We start from the raw sequence: 15570 nt of genomic DNA, 5'->3' as shown, positions 1-15570 counted from the left end.
ACTCAACGCCCTGGACCAGCGACGTGGCACAGTTGCCGACGCCCACAATTGCTACCCGGATGGGGTTACCTGACACCATGTCTCCTCAAAGAATTATTAGGACGCGACGGCACGGGCCGCGCCATGAGCCTTAACAATTCTAAGTCCACCCGGGGGCCGGTATATTCCCCGGCCTGTCCGGGGAGGCAACGCCGCTGGTGGGAGCGCCATGGAGGCGCCGAGGAAGCGCCGAGGAGACCGGGAATCAGGCCGCGCGCAGCCGCTTGCGGGCGCTGCGCACCGCCTTGAGCACCGGGGTCGGCAGGGCGGTGCGGATCCGGGCCCGGCGCGCCTTGCTCCGGACCAGCGCCAGGGCCTCGGGGTTGCTGGCGAGCCGGCCGGCCCGCGACCGCTCGGCGAACTGGCGCAGGAGGTCCCCCAGCGGCACGTGCTGGGTGTGGAAGTAGTTTTCCCGCAGCCATTGCGGATCCGCGCAGGCGAAGCGCAGCTCCTCCACGTCGTCCAGGGTGCCCAGCAGGCCGCTGTCGGCGAAGACCTTGTTCAGCAGCTTCTCGCTGACCCCGAAATCCTCCAGGATCAGGGCCGGCAGCCCGCGGTCCAGCGCCTCCAGGACGGCGGTGGAGGAGACGGTGAGCAGGGCCGAACCGGGGCCAAGCACCGAATCCATGGACCCGGTGGCGAAGCGGACGGACCCGTCGCGGACGGTGCCGGCCTCCACCAGGTCCGCCCAGACGGCGTCGTACGGGTGGCGTTCGCGGTGCGTCTGGGGCTCCCCGGCCAGGGCTCGCAGCTTGACCACCACCTCCACCCCGGGGTTCTGCCCGGCGGCCGCGGCCAGCCGGACCAGGAGTTCCTCGCGCTCGGTGCGCCGGAACGGCATCTTCGCCTGGGCAGCGAAGACGATGCGGGTCACCGGCGCCTCCAGCGGGACGGGGCGCTTGGGCGAGGCCAGGAACGGCAGCCGGGAGAGCAGGATCGACATGTCCGAGCCGATCTTCTCGGCGATGTCCGCGAACGCGCGGGTCTCTGCATGGCTGTGGGCGATGAAGGCGTCCCCGAGGGCCCGGTAGCGCAGCGCCTTGGAGGTGGCCGGGTAGGCGACGCCGGGCAGCGCCGAAACCAGGGCCGGGCGCGGGCGCCGCTTCACGGAGGCGATCCGGTAGAAGACCTCCTGCGCCACGGGGCCGGTGGCGGCCGCAAAGACGACGTCGGTGCCCGCCAGTTCGGCGGCCAGCCGGTGCGCGGGCACGACGTCGGGAACGACGCCCTCCATGAAGGTGCCTCCGGTGGCGGCCCGCTGCTGCACGTCGGTGGGCAGCAGCGGGGAGCGCACCAGCACCACGCGGCGCTCCCATTCGGGACCGAGCCGGTCCAGCGTGGTGCAGGCGAGCTTCAGGTACGAGTCGCTGTCGGCGACGGCGGTTATCCGGTAGCGGGCGGTCATGCGTTGTCTCCTAATGAACCTAGGGAACCCAGTGAAGTGGTCAGGTGTGCGCGCAGCGCGGGGGTGGCCGCCGGGGTCCACCAGGGGCCGGGGATGCCGTGGCCCTTGATGGCCACGCCGTTGGGGGCCAGCAGCAGCCGCAGGGAGGGCAGCACGGTGGAGGGCAGGGCCCGGACGGTCTGGCCGGAGCGGAGCCCGCGCAGCCTCATTTCCACCGGCACCGTGTGTTCCTGGACGTGGATCAGCGGATTCCCCGCCAGCCGGGCCAGGAACTCCGGGTGTTCGCGGCGGTGCGGGAAGTAGGCGATCGGCCCGTCCTCGGCCAGGGACATCACCCAGCCCAGGTAGGCGTCGGCGTCGATCAGGCCGTCGGAGGCCAGCGCGGAGCCGACCACGATGGTCGGCTCGTGGAAGGTCTCCGGCACCGGCTGGGTGGACAGCCACTCGAAGCGGTGGTGTTCCAGGTGTCCGCCCAGCGCCCGGAACTTTTCGTCGACGGAGATCGGGACCGGCAGCGCGGTGAAGGCCATCAGCCTGCCGTGCCTGGCGAGCAGGCGCAGGTGGTGCCACGTGGCCAGGCCCAGGGCGCGCCGGCCCAGGCCCGCGCGCCCGCGCGGACGGATGAGCGGGACCGGCCGGTCGGAGGTGAGCATCTCCAGCAGTTTCAGGGTGGCCAGGCCGTCGTCGACGATGACCACCTCTTGGGCCGCGACCGGGCCCAGCAGCGCGCGCTGGATGCGGCCGGAGTAGGCGTCCCCGGTCACCCAGCGGTCGATGCCCGGGCGCCTGGCCGGTGGCACCTTGAGCCCGGCGTCGGCGAAGCTGACCCCCAGCGGCGCCTGGGCCACCAGCGCCTGCAGCGTGGAATCCAGCCCCGCCGTTCCGCCGCGCGGGTGGATCACCGTGCGGGAGCCCAGCAGGCCCGCGCCGTGCGCCTCCACGGCGCTGAGCAGCTGCAGCGGGGATTCGACCCACACCTCGGCGCGCCCGAAGCGCGGCCGGGGGACCTCCGGGACAAGGCGGAGCCTGCGGTGGTGTTCCCGACGTCCCACCGCTGCCCTACTCTGCGCCGGGTGCATGGTGGTGCTCCGGCCGAAGCCGCGTGCCCAATTTGGCGAGCCGCCCCAGCCGCCTTCGGCCGGCCCGCCCGATCCGCAGGAGCGCCCGGGGGTACAGCCGCGGCGCCCGGCTGGGGGAGGGGCCGGCCGGCTTGGTGCCAGCCGGCGTTGTCCCGGACGGCGTGGCGCCGGACGGCGCGCCGTCGGACGCCTCGGCGTCGTCCGGTTCGCCCGCCTCCCAAGCCAGATCGGGGACGGCCAACTCGGGGATGGGCAGATCGAGGGCGGCCAGGCGGCGGCGCCTGAAGTAGCGGGCCTGCTGCGGCAGGCCCGTGCGCAGGAACTCCTCGGCGGTGGCACGCAGCTCCGGCAGCTGCTTGGACTGCATGCAGTACGCCACGGTCTCCACCAGGCGCTGCAGCTGTCCGCCGGTCCCCGCGGGGTCCTCGGCCGGGGCGGGCACCGAACGCACCAGCAGCGCGTCGATCAGGGTGACCGGGATCCGGTTGCTGTTCTCGTACGGGGTCAGGCGCTCCAGCAGCAGCTCGGTGCCGACGGCCTCGCACTCGATCCCGAACACGTACCGTGCCGTGGCCAGCGCGGTGGAGAAGCAGGAGACGACGACGTCGGGACGCATCTTCGCGATGGCCGTTTCCGCCAGGACGGGGCTGTCCAGCAGCACGAAGCCCAACCCGAGTTCGCCGGCGTCGTCGGACAGCCGGCGCGCGACCGAGGGACGCGAGCTGGGGTGCGGCTTGAAGACGACGGTGCGGGCCCCGCGGCGCAGCGCCGCGCGCAGCATGTCCCGGTGAAGTCCGGCCTCCTCCTCCACGGTGAGGATCCCCAGGTCCGCCAGGTACTGCCCCAGCACCAGGGCGGTGGGGCCCCCGGCGGCGGGTTCAGCGGCAAGGGCGGGAAGCTCCGGGGCGGCGTCGGCGACCTCGCCGAACGCCGCGGCGAGGGCGTCCAGGCCCACCGCGGTCCGGTGCGGCCGGTGCTCGCGCAGCAGCAGCGGCTCCAGCCCGGGAACGAGGTCGACGTACACGATTCCGTCCAGCCGCTGGCGCAGCGGCAGGGACAGCTTGTTGCGGGTGGGCCCGTAGGACATGAGCCCGTCGGAGTGCACCAGGATCGGGGCGTCATGGAAGATCCGGCACAGCGCGATGGCGGGATTGACCTGGATCGATTCGACCACCAGCTGGACCGGGCCGGTGCCCAGGCCCCAGTGGCTGCGCAGCAGGCGCTCCCACAGGGGCAGCTCGTCCCGGCGGGGACTGAACTGGGCCGGGCGCCGCGGCCACATCAGCTCGGCGAGGTCGACGACGCGGTCGAACCGGGTGGCCAGGGCAGCGAACCCCGCGATGTCCTGGATGCGCGGGGAGAGCTCGGGCTGCTGGGCCCCGTTGGCGAGGACCAGGACGCGCTCGTCGGCATCGGGAAGCACCCCGGCATCGACCATCGCGGCCAGCGAGACGACCTGGAACATGGTGGAGGCGGCGACAAGCTGGATCACGCGGAGACTCCTACGGGGGCGCCGGAGACCGCGGACGCGGACCCCGCGAACCGCCCGGGGCCACCGGGCAGCAACGGCAGCAACGGTAGCAGGGCGGTCCGGCGCTCGACATCCAGGTCGTCCAGCGCCCCGGCGAGGACCTGCGCCGGAATGGCCGCCAGGCCCTCGGTGATGACCGCGTGCAGCCGCCCGTGCAGGTGCGGCGGCCAGTTCTCCTTGCGGCCCAGGTGGTGGCAGGCGACGGCCAGGTACTGGCGCGCGGCCTTGGGCCAGTACAGCGCCGGCTCCGTGGAGGCGGTGACTTGGCCGAAGATGTCCAGGTAGCAGGCGCCGAAGTCCAGTTGCCGTTCGTCGTAGACCTGGGTGAGCGAGGTGGTGACGCCCCGCCGGTAGAACACGCCGGGGGCGTTGACCACCGCGTATGAGGCCGCGTTCAGGTGGAGGTTCCAGATCCACGGACGGTCCTCGGCGGTGTGGACCCCGGCCGGGAAGTGGGCCCCGGTCTCCTCCAGCGCAGACTTGCGGAAAAGGCCGGCCCAAACGAAGCAGTAGTCCACCATGGAGGCGGCTTCCACGGGGAGGATGTCCGCCCGCGGGTCCAGCGGGACCGCGCGCCGCGCCTGCGGCGCCCGGTGGAGGGTCCGGTTTCCCTCGGTGACCTGGACGTGGTCGCAGCGCACGAAGTCCACGTCCAGGCTGTGGAGCGCGGCGGCGAGGGCGGGCAGGTGACCGGGCGCCAGCCAGTCGTCGGGGTCAAGGAACGCGACCAGCTCGCCGGTGGCCGCCCGCAGTCCCGCGTTGCGGGCGTCCGCCACGCCCTGGGGGGATTCGTTGCGGAGCACCCGGAGGCCGGGGAGCCGGGCCGCGAAGGACGCGGCCAGCTCCCCGGTGCCGTCGGTGGAACCGTCGTCGACCACCAGCACCTCAAGCGCGGCGGGATCGTCGAACTGCAGGGCCAGCGAAGCCAGGGCGTCGGAGATGTAGGGTGCCTGGTCCTTGGCCGGGACGATCACGCTAACAAGGGGCCGGTGGGTCATACGGCGGTCCTTAGGCGTCGACGCGGCGCAGGCGGGACAGCGGGGCCAGCTCGCCCGGGAAGACGCGCTTGACGCCGTCGCCCATCGCTTCCTCCAGGATGCGGATGTCGCGGATCAGCGACTCGAAGCCCTTCGGCTCCAGCGAGGACGCCTGGTCCGAGCCCCACATGGTGCGGTCCAGGGTGATGTGGCGCTCCACCGTCACCGCGCCGAGGGCGACGGCGGCCAGGGAGATCTGCAGGCCGCGCTCGTGGCCGGAGTAGCCCACCGGCACCTGGTAGCGCTGGCGCAGGGTCTCGATGGTGCGCAGGTTCGCCTCCTCCGGGGGCAGCGGGTAGGTGGAGGTTGCGTGCATGAGGACCAGCTTGGCCGTGCCGAGGGTTTCCACGGCGGTGTCGATCTGCTCGATGGTGGACATGCCGGTGGAGAGGATGATCGGCTTGCCGGTCTCGGCGAGCGCGCGCAGCAGTTCCAGGTCGGTGACGGAGGCGGAGGCGACCTTGTGGGTCAGCGCGCCCTGGGACTCCATGAATTCCACGGACGGCACGTCCCACGGGGAAGCGAAGCAGTGCAGGCCCTGGGCGGCCGCGTAGGACATCAGCTCCTTGTACTGCTCGGCGCCGAACTCGACGCGGTAGCGGTAGTCCAGGTAGGTCATCTCGCCCCACGGGGTGGAGCGGATCTTGTCCCGCATGTCCATCGGGGTGGAGATGTCCGGGGTGCGCTTCTGGAACTTCACGGCGTTGGCGCCGGCGGCCGCGGAGACGTCGATCAGCTGCTTGGCGATGTCCATGTCGCCGTTGTGGTTGATGCCGATCTCGCCGATGACGTAGACGGACTGGCCCGGGCCGACCTTGAAGTCGCCGATGCTGACGGGTGCGATGTCGGTGATGGCTGCGGTGGTCATGCTGACCGCCCCTTTCCTTGGTGGTGTTCGCCGGCGGTCGCGAGGACGCGCGGCTGTGGTTGTGCGGCGAGGATGCGCTCGCAGGCTTCGCGGACGGCCCCGTGGCCGCCCTTGGCGGACAGCACCAGGCGTGCCGCCGCGCGTGCTTCGGGCCGGGCGTCGGCGACCGCGAGCGGCCATCCGACGGCGGCCATGGCGCCGACGTCGTTGACGTCGTTGCCGAGGAAGGCCACCCGTTCCGGGTCCAGGCCCCGCGCGGCGATCCACTCGGCCAGCCGGGAGGCCTTGTCGTCGATGCCCTGCAGGACCTCGACGCCGAGCTTGCGCCCGCGGGCGGCAACGACCGGGTTCTTCTCCGTGGACAGGATCAGCAGCGGAACCCCGGCGCGGCTCAAGCGGGCCACACCCATCCCGTCGCCGCGGTTCACGCGCACGTGCTCGGTTCCGTCCTCGGCGAGCAGGACGGCGTCGTCGGTGTGGACCCCGTCGAAGTCGGTGACCAGCGCGTCGACGTCAATGCCCGCCGGGGCCCCGGCCCCCTGCTCCCGGCGTTCCGCCAGCGCGGCCACCAGGTCCAGGTCCTCGGGAGTGTCGATCTCGGTCGAATGCTCCGGCGGGACCACGTGCAGCCGCAGCCGGCCGAAGAACCGGTGCCCGTGGCGGCGGAACCCGTCGGTGCGCAGCGCGTAGAACGCGCCGGTCTCGCGATACTGGGGTGCGCGGTCCTGGCGGCGGGGGCGGTGCGCGGCGTCGTGCCCGACCGCGTCGACCCCGCCGTCCGCGCCCACGGTCCACAGGAAGGCGTGGCTCTCGGCGGCGCTGAAGCAGACGTCGGCGCCGCCGGCGAGGACCTCGGCGACCGCGGCGTCCAGGTCCGCGGGGTCGATGAAGGGGGAGGTGCACTGCAGCAGCACCACCACCTCGGGGTCCTCGCCCGTCTGGGCGCGGTGGTCGTCCAGGACGTGCAGGACGGCCGATTCGCTGGTGGCCAGGTCCCCGGAGAGTTCGGCGGGGCGTTTCACGACTTGGGCGCCGCAGCGCAGCGCCTCGGCGCGGATCCCCGGGTGGTCGGTACTGACCACGACGTCGGTCACGGACGGGGCGGCCAGAGCGGCCCCGACGGCCCGGGCCACGAGCGAGCGCCCGGCCACTGGCTGGAGGTTCTTGAGGGGGATTCCCTTGGATCCGCCGCGGGCTGGAATGACCACGAGGACCCGGGATTGCTTGGTCTTGCTCACCTCCCAGACGCTACGGAGCGGCCGTTAAGGGGCCGGGACGGGCGGGTGAACGGCAGGTGATGGACCGAAGACGCTTTGGCGTCCCGCGAACTCCGGCGGCGCTGCCGGAATCCGCCGCCCGGACCCGGCCGAACCCGCCGCCCGGCCCCGCCGTCCGCGGCGCGGCCCTTCGGCGGGCAGGCCCCAGCGGATAGGCTCGGAGCCATGGAGTCTCATCCCCCGAAGCCGGCGGCACGCCCGGCCGGCCGGCCGGTGCGCATCACCGTGCCCACGCGCAACGACCCGTTGCTGCGCCGGCTGACGGAAGTGGTCGGGGGACCGCTGGGCCGCCACGTGGATCCGGGCCGGGTGGACCCCGGGTTCTGGAGCGTCGAACGGGTGCTGATCCTGATGACCGTCGCCGCCGCGATCCTGGCGGTGCTGGCCAAGAACGCGTGCCGGATGAACGGCTGGGGCGGTACCGACTCCTTCGCCTGGGGCTGCTATTCGGACTGGCCGTCGCTGTTCACCGGCCGCGGCTTCGCCGAGAACCCGTTCGCTGCCTTCGCCACCGGCGCCGAGTTCGAATACCCGGTCCTGATGGGGGCGGTGGCGGGCCTGATCGCCTGGCTGGTCCCGCCGGAGGCGGGGAACCGCGCCCTGGTGTTCTTCGACCTGAACGTGCTCGCCGTCGTTGGCCTCTGGCTGGCGACCGTCATTACGACGGCGCGCAGCGCCGGCCGCCGCCCGTGGGACGCGGCGATGGTGGCGCTGGCCCCCGGCATCATCCTGGCTTCCACCATCAACTGGGACATGTGGGCGGTCGCGCTGCTGGCGCTCGCCGTGCTGGCGTGGTCGCGCGACAAGCCCCTGCTCGCCGGGGTCCTGGTGGGGCTGGGCACCGCCATGAAGCTCTACCCCGTACTGTTCTTCGGCGCCGTGATCGTGCTGGCCCTGCGCACCGGGCGCTGGCGCCCGCTGGCCCTCAGTGCCGCCGGCGCCGCGGGCGCCTGGGTGGCGGTGAACCTGCCGTTCGCGCTGGCGAACTTCGAGGCGTGGACGTACTTCTTCGAGTTCACCCGGGACCGCGAGGCCGGCTGGTCCTCGCTGTGGAACGCCTGGAACACGCTGGCCGGCGCCCTTCCCGGGACCCCGCGCGTCGATGCCGAAACCATCAACGCGGCCGGCTTCTGGCTCTTCGCCGGCTGCTGCGCGGGCATCGCCGTGCTGGGGCTGCTGGCTCCGCGGAGGCCGCGCTTCGCGCAACTGCTGTTCCTGGTGGTCGCCAGCTTCGTCCTGTTCAACAAGGTGTATTCGCCGCAGTTCGTCGTCTGGCTGGTGCCCCTGGCCGTGCTGGCCTGGCCGCGCTGGCGGGACTTCCTGGTCTGGCAGCTGGTGGAGGCCCTGCACTTCTGGGCCATCTGGATGCACATCTACGCGGTCACCGCGGACATCAAGCCCCAGCACACCTTTCCCGAGTCCTTCTACGTCCTGGCGGTCTTCGGGCACATGGCCGCGACCGGCTACCTGATGTACCGGGTGGTGGGCAGCATGCTCGACCCTGAGCTGGATCCGGTGCGCCGGGTCGGCCAGGAGGACCCGCAGGCCGGTCCCTTCGCGGGGGTCCCGGACCGTTTCACGCTGAGGTGGCCGCGCCTTTCCGGACCGGTCCCCGCTTCCGGCGCGGCGGGCGGACGGCGTTTCGCCGAACGGCTGTCCGGGCCGTCCGGTGAACAGCCCGCCGGTGCTTCCGGCGAACCGTCCGCCGAGCCGCCGGCGGAGGCCCGGAGCGGTGTCCCCGAGGCGGGGAAGGGAGCCCGCAATGGCTGACGCCGCCGTCATCGGATCCGGACCCAACGGCCTCGCGGCCGCGGTCACCCTGGCGCGGGCCGGGCTGTCGGTACGCGTCTATGAGGCCGAGGACACCATCGGCGGCGCCTCCCGCTCGCTGGAACTGGGCCTGCCCGGGCACCGGCACGACATCGGCGCCGCCGTCCACCCCATGGCGCTGGCCTCCCCGTTCTTCCGCGAGATCGGGCTCGCCGAGCGGGTCGGTTTCGCGGTGCCGGAGGTTTCCTTCGCCCACCCGCTGCCGGACGGGCGGACCGGCCTGGCCTGGCGCGACCTGGACCGCACCGTTGCCGGGTTGGGCGCCGCCGGTCCCGCCTACGGGCGGCTCTTTGGCCCGCTGGTCCGCGCGTACGGCGCCGTCACGGACATGGTGCTGCATCCCCTGCTGCGGGTGCCGCGCGGGCTGAGCGGCCTGGGCGCCACCGCCGCGTTCGGGCTGCGGGCGGCCGCGCTGTCCTTGCCCGAGACGATCCTGCGCTCCGCCGCCGGGACGCTGCCGCCGCTGCTGGGCGGTGCCGGCTGGCCGGGGGCGAGTGCGGAGGAGACGGAGACGGTGGCCGCACTGCTGGCGGGGGTGCGCTCGCACAACGCCGGCGGAGGAGCCGGCCCCGCGGCGAACGGGGCCGCCCTGATGCTGGCCACCGCCGCGCACGCCACCGGCTGGCCCATTCCGCTGGGCGGATCGCAGGCGATCCCCAACGCGCTGGCCATGGACCTCATCGACCACGGCGGGCGGATCGAAACCGGACGGCGCGTGGAGCGGATCGCGGACCTGGACGAGGAGCTGGTGTTCTGCGACACCTCGCCGGAGGGCCTGGCCCGCATCGGCGCGGCCGTCCTTCCCGAGGGCTACCGGAAGCGGCTCCTCGCCACCCGGCGCGGCCCCGGCTCCAGCGTGGTGCATTACGTGCTCAACGGACCCATTCCGTGGCGGGACCCGGACATCGCGCTCGCCGGCACGGTGCACCTGGGCGGCACCGCCGCGGACATCCGGCGATGGGAGGTGGACCAGAACGGTTCCGCCGACCCGCGCGGCGGGGCGCGTGCCGGACGGGCGGCCAACCAGGGGCTCGGAAGCGGACCCTACGTGATCGTTTCCCAGCCCAGCCTGTTCGATCCCTCCCGCGCCCCGGCCGGCCACCACGTCGTCTGGGCCTACTGCCACGTTCCGTTCGGCAGCCCCGCGGACATGACGGAACCGATCACCGCCCAGTTGGAGGCCGCGGCGCCAGGGTTCCGCGACACGATCGTTCACGCCGAGGCGATGACCGCCCCCGGCCTGCAGGCGCGCAACGCGAACCTCATCGGCGGGGACATCTCGGGAGGGGTCGCGGACCTGGCCGGGATGCTGAGCCGGCCGGTGCTGGCCCCGTCCCCGTGGCGGACCCCGGCGCGCGGGCTGTACCTGTGCTCCAGTTCCACCCCGCCCGGCCCGGCCGTGCACGGGATGTGCGGATACCTGGCCGCGCGGACGGCGCTGAAGGACCTGGTGGGCTAGGGATTTGATGGATTGAGTGAGGTGGCGGCTAGGCCGCGAAGAGGACGGAGCGGACCGCGTTCTCGAACCCCGCGATGTGGGTCTTGGCGAGGGCCGCGGCCTTGGCCTCGTCGCCGTCTATCACTGCCTGCAGCAAGTCCAAGTGCTCGTGGACGTGCTCTTGCAACCGCGGAAGCTGGTCGATGACCAGGCACCATATGCGCGTCGCCAGGTTGTTGTAACGGATCAGGGTGTCTTCGAGATGGGGGTTCGAGGCGGTCAGGTAGATCGCCCTGTGGACCATGGAGTCGCAGGCAAGAATTTCGGTCACGCTCGCGTGCTCGATGTCGAACTCCTCGACGCGGTGCCGGACCTCGGCCAGTTCGGCGCGTTGGGCGGCTGTGGCAACGCGTGCCGCCCGGGCCGCGGCGAGCGGTTCCAGCTGGAGGCGGATCTCGGAAACGAAGGCGAGGTCCGTGATTTCGACCCGGGTCGCATAGGTTCCTTGCTTCGGGTAACTCACCACCAGGCGGTCCACCTCAAGGCGTTTCAGCGCCTCCCTGACGGGCGTTCGCCCCACTCCCAGCTCCTTGGCCAAGGCCTCGTCGTTGAGCGCGTCGCCGGGCCGGATTTTCAGCGTGAGCAACTGGTCCCGGATCTCCGCGTAGGCCTTGTCCGCCAGCGACATCCGCCGCCCCGAGGGCTGGCCGTGGCCCTGTGCGTCCACCTGCCTCACTCCCTTTCCAAGTGCGCCCCGCGGCATCCTTGACCGCCATATAAGTGTGTCCTAGACTACACGAAACTCTAATATATTAGTTGTTTTACTTCAGATGTATATCTTGCCTAACGGAACTTCATTCCGTGTGCCGAGCCCGTGATTCGCGGCGCGGTGCCGTCCCCTGACTCCCGTACCCAGTTTCGCTACCCGGAGGACTCGACAATGATCGGTTCGGAAACTATCAGCGACTACCTAGAACGCCTGGCTTCGCGCGAGCCGACGCCTGGCGGCGGCGCGGCCGGAGCCCTGCATGCGGCCCAGGGAGCCGCCTTGGTCAGCATGGTTGCCGTCTACACCACCGGAAAGAAGTACGCCGCCCACGAGGACCGAGCCAAGCAGATCGCGTCCCGGGCGGACGAACTCATCTCCGCCTCCCTCCAGACGGCGGACGACGACGAAGCGGCCTTCACGGCCGTGGTCGAGGCCTACAAGCTCCCCTCCGGCTCGGAGGCCGAACGCTCCACGCGTTCGGACACCATCCAGCGAGCGGTTCTCGGCGCCACCGAACCGTCACTGGCCCTCATCCGGCTCGCAACGGAAATCATCGAACTGAGCGAGGAGCTGGTGGACTTCGGCAATCCCAACGTCGTCAGCGACATCGCCGCGGCCGCAGAGGCCGCGCGGGCGGCGATCGCCACCGCACTGATCACGCTCCAGATCAACATCAGCGCCCTGAAGGATGCCGGGGAGCAGGACGGCCTCCGGGCCGAGGCCGACCGCGCGGAACGCGCCATCGACCGTGCCCAAACCGTGTCCCAGCGCGTGCGGGAGAAGGTGGCCGCATGAACGCGCTTCCCCTGCTCGGACTGCCCGTCGCCCAACGGCTCCGGGAGGCTGCCGGCGCCAACGTGCGCGACCTCCGCGACAGGGGCATCGCGCCCAAGCTCGCGGTCGTGCTGGCAACCGACAACGACGCCACCCTCTGGTATGTCCGCTCCATCGCGCGGGCGGCCGAGAAGGCCGGAGTGGAATGCGAGATCGTCGACCTGGGAGCCACCGCACAGGCCGGCGAGATCGCCGAAGCCCTGCGCCGGCTCAGCGTCGATGACACCATCCACGGCATCATTCTGCAGACGCCCCTCCCGGCAGGAGTCTCCGCCGATGGGCTGGCCGCTGAGATCAGCGTCGGCAAGGACATCGACGGCGCCAACCCGTTGAGCCTGGGCCGGCTGACCGCCGGCCTGCCCGCCTTCGCGCCGGCAACCGCCCGCGCCGTGGTGGAGATCCTGGACCACTACGAGTTCCCCCTGGCGGGCAAGGGCGTTGCCGTGGTGGGCCGGTCCACGGTCGTGGGGAAGCCGTTGCTGCAACTGCTTCTCCAGCGGGACGCCACCGTGACGGTCTGCCATTCCCGGTCCGGGCCGCTCGAGCGCTACACGCGCGATGCCGACGTCGTCGTCGCCGCGGCCGGGCGCGCAGGGCTGCTCACCGGCCGCCACGTCCGCGCCGGTGCCGTCGTCGTCGACGTGGGAACGAACGTGGAGGAGGACGGCCAGCTGGTGGGAGACGTCGACGCGGAATCGATGGGCGAGGTTGCCTCGGCGCTCACCCCCGTGCCGGGCGGCGTCGGCACCGTGACCACGGCCCTTCTGGTGCTGCACACCACGGAGGCGGCCTTGGCGCAGGCCGGACCCCGCTCACTTGCGCGGAGCGTTCCCGGCGGCGCCGGCGGCAATGCCTAGGTCGGCGGCAGGCGGGACGCGGGGCACCCGGTGAGCATCGCATTGGGCATGCCACGGGTCGGACCGGCCGTGTCCCCGCCCCCGCCCCCGCCGGCGCCGGCCGGCGAGGCGCGGCTGCGGGACCGGTTCGGCCGGACCGCGACCGACCTGCGGATCTCCTTGATCGACAAGTGCAACCTCCGCTGCACCTACTGCATGCCCGCCGACGGGCTGGCCTGGCTTCCCCGCAGCCGCCTCCTCGCCCTTCCCGAAATCCTGCGGCTGGTCCGCATCGGGGTCCGCGACCTGGGCGTGCGGGAACTGCGCCTCACCGGCGGCGAACCCCTGGTGCGGGCGGACCTGGTGGACATCGTCGCCGGACTGCGCGCCGAACACCCCCGCCTGCCGATCTCCCTGACCACCAACGGCGTCGGCCTCGAGGCCAAGGCCCGTGCCCTGGCCGAGGCGGGACTGACGCGACTGAACGTCTCGCTGGACACCCTGCACGCCGGCACCTTCGAGAAGCTGACCCGGCGCGACCACCTGGACCGGGTCCTGGCCGGCATCGAGGCGGCGGACGCCGCGGGGCTGCGCCCGCTGAAGGTCAACGCGGTGCTGATGCGCGGCATCAATGAGGACCACGCACCCGAACTGCTCGCCTGGGCGCTGCAGCGCGGATACGAGCTGCGCTTCATCGAGCAGATGCCCCTGGACGCCGACCACGGGTGGCGCCGCGAGGACATGGTGACCGCCGCCGAGACGCGCGCCCTGCTGGAGCGCACCCACCGGCTCGCGCCGGACCCGCGTGCCCGGGGAGGCGCCCCCGCCGAACGCTTCCTGGTCTCCCTTCCCGGCGCGCCGGACCGGGTCCTGGGGGCCGTCGGGATCATCGCGTCGGTCACGGAACCCTTCTGCGCGGACTGCCGCCGCACCCGCATCACCGCCGAGGGCCGGGTGATGAGCTGCCTCTTCTCCCGCGAGGAAACCGACCTCTCGGCGCTGCTGCGTTCCGGAGGCAGCGACGCCGAAATCGCCGACCGGTGGCGGGCGGCAATGTGGGCCAAGCCCCGCGCCCACGGCATGGACCACGCGGGCCTGGGCGCCGACGGATTCGTTCAGCCCGATCGCCCGATGAGCGCGATCGGAGGCTAGTTCGCGCGCACGCCGCCGGCAACATCCATAACGTTGTCCAGGGACGTGGCGTCCGCGCTTGCCCTCACCTGGCCCGTCGGCTCCAGCGCGACGCCGAGGAGCGCTTCGACGGCGTCGGACACCAGCCCCGATCCGGTGCCCTGATCGCGGCGCTCGGCCTCGGGGCCAGCGGCCCAGTCATCCAAGGCCTCCAGCGCGCCCGGTGCGTCGAGGTCATCAGCGAGCCGTTCGCGCAGGGAAGCCACCAGTGCCGCGCCCTCGTCCAGGGTCGCGGTGGCGAGGCGGCCGCGCCAGGCGGCCAGCCGGCGTCGTGCCTGGTCCAGGAGGTCGTCGGTCCAGAACCAGTCGCTGCGGTAGTGCTGTCCCAGCAGCACGGTGCGCACCGCCATCGGGTCCGCTCCCTGCGCCCGGAGTCTCGAGACGAGCACCAGGTTGCCCCGCGACTTGCTCATCTTTTCCCCGTCCAGCCCGACCATGCCGGTGTGCACGTAGTGGCCGGCCAGCGGCAGGCCGTCGCCGGCGGCCGCGTGGCCCGCGGAGAACTCGTGGTGCGGAAAGATCAGGTCTGAGCCGCCGCCTTGGACGGTGAAGGGAGCGGGCAGGAACCGGCGGGCGATCACCGAGCATTCGATGTGCCAGCCAGGGCGTCCGGTGCCCAGCGAGGCGCCTTCCCAGTTCGGCTCGCCGGGACGCTCCATCCGCCACAGCAGGGGGTCCAGCGCGTCGCGCTTTCCGGGCCGCTGGGGGTCTCCGCCCCGCTCGGCGAAGACGCGGAGCATCGTTTCGCGTCCGTACCCGCTCACCGCGCCCAGGGACCAGGCCGTCCCCTCGGCCGCTTGGGCGTCGAAGTAGACGTCACCGTCGGGTTCGCCGCCTTCGCCGGGCACCCGGTAGGCCAGGCCCCGGGCCACCAAGTCCTCCACGGCCGGCACGATCCACGCGACGGCCTCGACCGCCCCGATGTAGCGGGTCGGCGGGAGCACGTTCAGCGCCTCCATGTCGCGGCGGAAGAGTTCCGTCTGTCCGATCGCCAGCTCGCGCCAGTCCACGCCGGTCGCCTTCGCCCGCTCCAGCAGCGGATCGTCCACGTCGGTGACGTTTTGCACGTAGTTCACGTCCAACCCTGCGTCCAGCCACTGCCTGTGCAGCAGGTCGAACGCCACGTACGTGGCCGCATGCCCCATGTGCGTGGCGTCGTAGGGGGTGATCCCACAGACGTAGAGCGAGGCGCGCCCGTCCGGCGCAGGCATGCGCAGTTCGCCGGTGGAAGTGTCGTGCAGCCGTAGCGCAGGCGGCTGACCCTCAAGGAAGGGAGTGATCGGTGCGGCCCAAGCGTGCACGGTGGTCCTTTCGGGGATGCTGCGGAGACGGTGGACCGGGCCACCACCGCGCTGGAGATCCTCTCGCGGGAAGGTCGTCGCCAGCATCAGCGTCTCGGGGCCAGCCTTCCGGTTCAAGCCCAAGGATCAGCCCGG

General features: G+C 72.1%; 13 protein-coding genes. 5 read left to right on the top strand and 8 right to left on the bottom strand.

Translation table 11 applies throughout. The features are described from left to right. Positions 1–244 precede the first annotated feature (244 nt). Genes ABD912_RS11925 through ABD912_RS11900 form a run of 6 tightly spaced genes read right to left on the bottom strand, consistent with a single transcriptional unit; the run spans position 245 to position 7197 of the window. Positions 245–1444, bottom strand: a complete 1200-nt coding sequence (locus ABD912_RS11925; protein ID WP_345151027.1) for a DUF6716 putative glycosyltransferase — start codon at positions 1442–1444, stop codon at positions 245–247. After that, a complete protein-coding gene (locus ABD912_RS11920; RefSeq protein WP_345151026.1) occupies positions 1441–2496 on the bottom strand; it encodes a hypothetical protein in 1056 nt (351 codons plus the stop codon). Before ABD912_RS11920 ends, ABD912_RS11925 begins: the two co-directional genes overlap by 4 nt. A gap of 7 nt (positions 2497–2503) precedes the next feature. Continuing rightward, positions 2504–4015 (bottom strand): polysialyltransferase family glycosyltransferase, encoded by a 1512-nt coding sequence (locus tag ABD912_RS11915; RefSeq protein WP_345151025.1) that lies wholly within the window; start codon positions 4013–4015, stop codon positions 2504–2506. Further along, positions 4012–5052, bottom strand: a complete 1041-nt coding sequence (locus tag ABD912_RS11910; RefSeq protein WP_345151024.1) for a glycosyltransferase family 2 protein — start codon at positions 5050–5052, stop codon at positions 4012–4014. Before ABD912_RS11910 ends, ABD912_RS11915 begins: the two co-directional genes overlap by 4 nt. A gap of 10 nt (positions 5053–5062) precedes the next feature. Beyond that, positions 5063–5959, bottom strand: a complete 897-nt coding sequence (locus tag ABD912_RS11905) for an N-acetylneuraminate synthase family protein (protein WP_345151023.1) — start codon at positions 5957–5959, stop codon at positions 5063–5065. After that, entirely contained in the window at positions 5956–7197 is a 1242-nt protein-coding gene (locus tag ABD912_RS11900) for an acylneuraminate cytidylyltransferase (protein WP_345151022.1), read from the bottom strand. The genes ABD912_RS11905 and ABD912_RS11900 overlap by 4 nt, the downstream gene beginning before the upstream one ends. 204 nt (positions 7198–7401) lie before the next feature. Here ABD912_RS11900 and ABD912_RS11895 point away from each other — a divergent pair, with 204 nt between their 5' ends. Beyond that, positions 7402–9006: a glycosyltransferase family 87 protein gene (locus tag ABD912_RS11895; RefSeq protein ID WP_345151021.1), complete on the top strand. Its 1605-nt coding sequence runs from the start codon at positions 7402–7404 to the stop codon at positions 9004–9006. Further along, on the top strand, positions 8999–10525 hold the full coding sequence (locus tag ABD912_RS11890) for a phytoene desaturase family protein (protein WP_345151020.1): 1527 nt from the start codon (positions 8999–9001) through the stop codon (positions 10523–10525). Before ABD912_RS11895 ends, ABD912_RS11890 begins: the two co-directional genes overlap by 8 nt. A 28-nt stretch (positions 10526–10553) precedes the next feature. Here the strand turns inward: ABD912_RS11890 and ABD912_RS11885 are convergent, their stop codons facing one another. Next, positions 10554–11192, bottom strand: a complete 639-nt coding sequence (locus ABD912_RS11885; RefSeq protein WP_345151031.1) for a GntR family transcriptional regulator — start codon at positions 11190–11192, stop codon at positions 10554–10556. A gap of 252 nt (positions 11193–11444) precedes the next feature. On the opposite strand from ABD912_RS11885, the gene ABD912_RS11880 reads away from it, so the two are divergent. From ABD912_RS11880 to moaA, 3 genes are read left to right on the top strand one after another with little or no spacing between them, the layout of a single operon-like run. Then, the gene (locus tag ABD912_RS11880; RefSeq protein ID WP_345151019.1) at positions 11445–12068 is read left to right on the top strand and encodes a cyclodeaminase/cyclohydrolase family protein; all 624 of its coding nucleotides are present in this window, start codon (positions 11445–11447) and stop codon (positions 12066–12068) included. After that, positions 12065–12964: a bifunctional 5,10-methylenetetrahydrofolate dehydrogenase/5,10-methenyltetrahydrofolate cyclohydrolase gene (locus tag ABD912_RS11875; RefSeq protein ID WP_345151018.1), complete on the top strand. Its 900-nt coding sequence runs from the start codon at positions 12065–12067 to the stop codon at positions 12962–12964. The genes ABD912_RS11880 and ABD912_RS11875 overlap by 4 nt, the downstream gene beginning before the upstream one ends. 48 nt (positions 12965–13012) lie before the next feature. Further along, complete coding sequence (moaA, locus tag ABD912_RS11870) at positions 13013–14095, top strand: GTP 3',8-cyclase MoaA (RefSeq protein ID WP_345151029.1); 1083 nt, start codon at positions 13013–13015, stop codon at positions 14093–14095. On the opposite strand, the gene mshC is transcribed toward moaA, so the two are convergent. After that, positions 14092–15435 (bottom strand): cysteine--1-D-myo-inosityl 2-amino-2-deoxy-alpha-D-glucopyranoside ligase, encoded by a 1344-nt coding sequence (gene mshC, locus ABD912_RS11865; RefSeq protein WP_345151017.1) that lies wholly within the window; start codon positions 15433–15435, stop codon positions 14092–14094. The two genes, moaA and mshC, sit on opposite strands and share 4 nt — an antisense overlap. Positions 15436–15570 lie beyond the last annotated feature (135 nt).

This window comes from Arthrobacter ginkgonis, from assembly GCF_039540195.1.
GTDB classification, from domain to species: Bacteria; Actinomycetota; Actinomycetes; order Actinomycetales; family Micrococcaceae; genus Zafaria; species Zafaria ginkgonis.
The sequence above is the reverse complement of the archived record's forward strand: the minus strand, read 5'-3'. Positions and strand labels throughout refer to the sequence as shown.

Bases quoted from the DNA above. Each gene is read 5' to 3' on its own strand.
- ABD912_RS11925 (WP_345151027.1), bottom strand. From the start codon at position 1,444: ATGACCGCCCGCTACCGGATAACCGCCGTCGCCGACAGCGACTCGTAC.
- ABD912_RS11910 (WP_345151024.1), bottom strand. From the start codon at position 5,052: ATGACCCACCGGCCCCTTGTTAGCGTGATCGTCCCGGCCAAGGACCAG.
- ABD912_RS11905 (WP_345151023.1), bottom strand. From the start codon at position 5,959: ATGACCACCGCAGCCATCACCGACATCGCACCCGTCAGCATCGGCGAC.
- ABD912_RS11895 (WP_345151021.1), top strand. From the start codon at position 7,402: ATGGAGTCTCATCCCCCGAAGCCGGCGGCACGCCCGGCCGGCCGGCCG.
- ABD912_RS11890 (WP_345151020.1), top strand. From the start codon at position 8,999: ATGGCTGACGCCGCCGTCATCGGATCCGGACCCAACGGCCTCGCGGCC.
- ABD912_RS11885 (WP_345151031.1), bottom strand. From the start codon at position 11,192: ATGTCGCTGGCGGACAAGGCCTACGCGGAGATCCGGGACCAGTTGCTC.
- ABD912_RS11880 (WP_345151019.1), top strand. From the start codon at position 11,445: ATGATCGGTTCGGAAACTATCAGCGACTACCTAGAACGCCTGGCTTCG.
- ABD912_RS11875 (WP_345151018.1), top strand. From the start codon at position 12,065: ATGAACGCGCTTCCCCTGCTCGGACTGCCCGTCGCCCAACGGCTCCGG.
- moaA (WP_345151029.1), top strand. From the start codon at position 13,013: ATGCCACGGGTCGGACCGGCCGTGTCCCCGCCCCCGCCCCCGCCGGCG.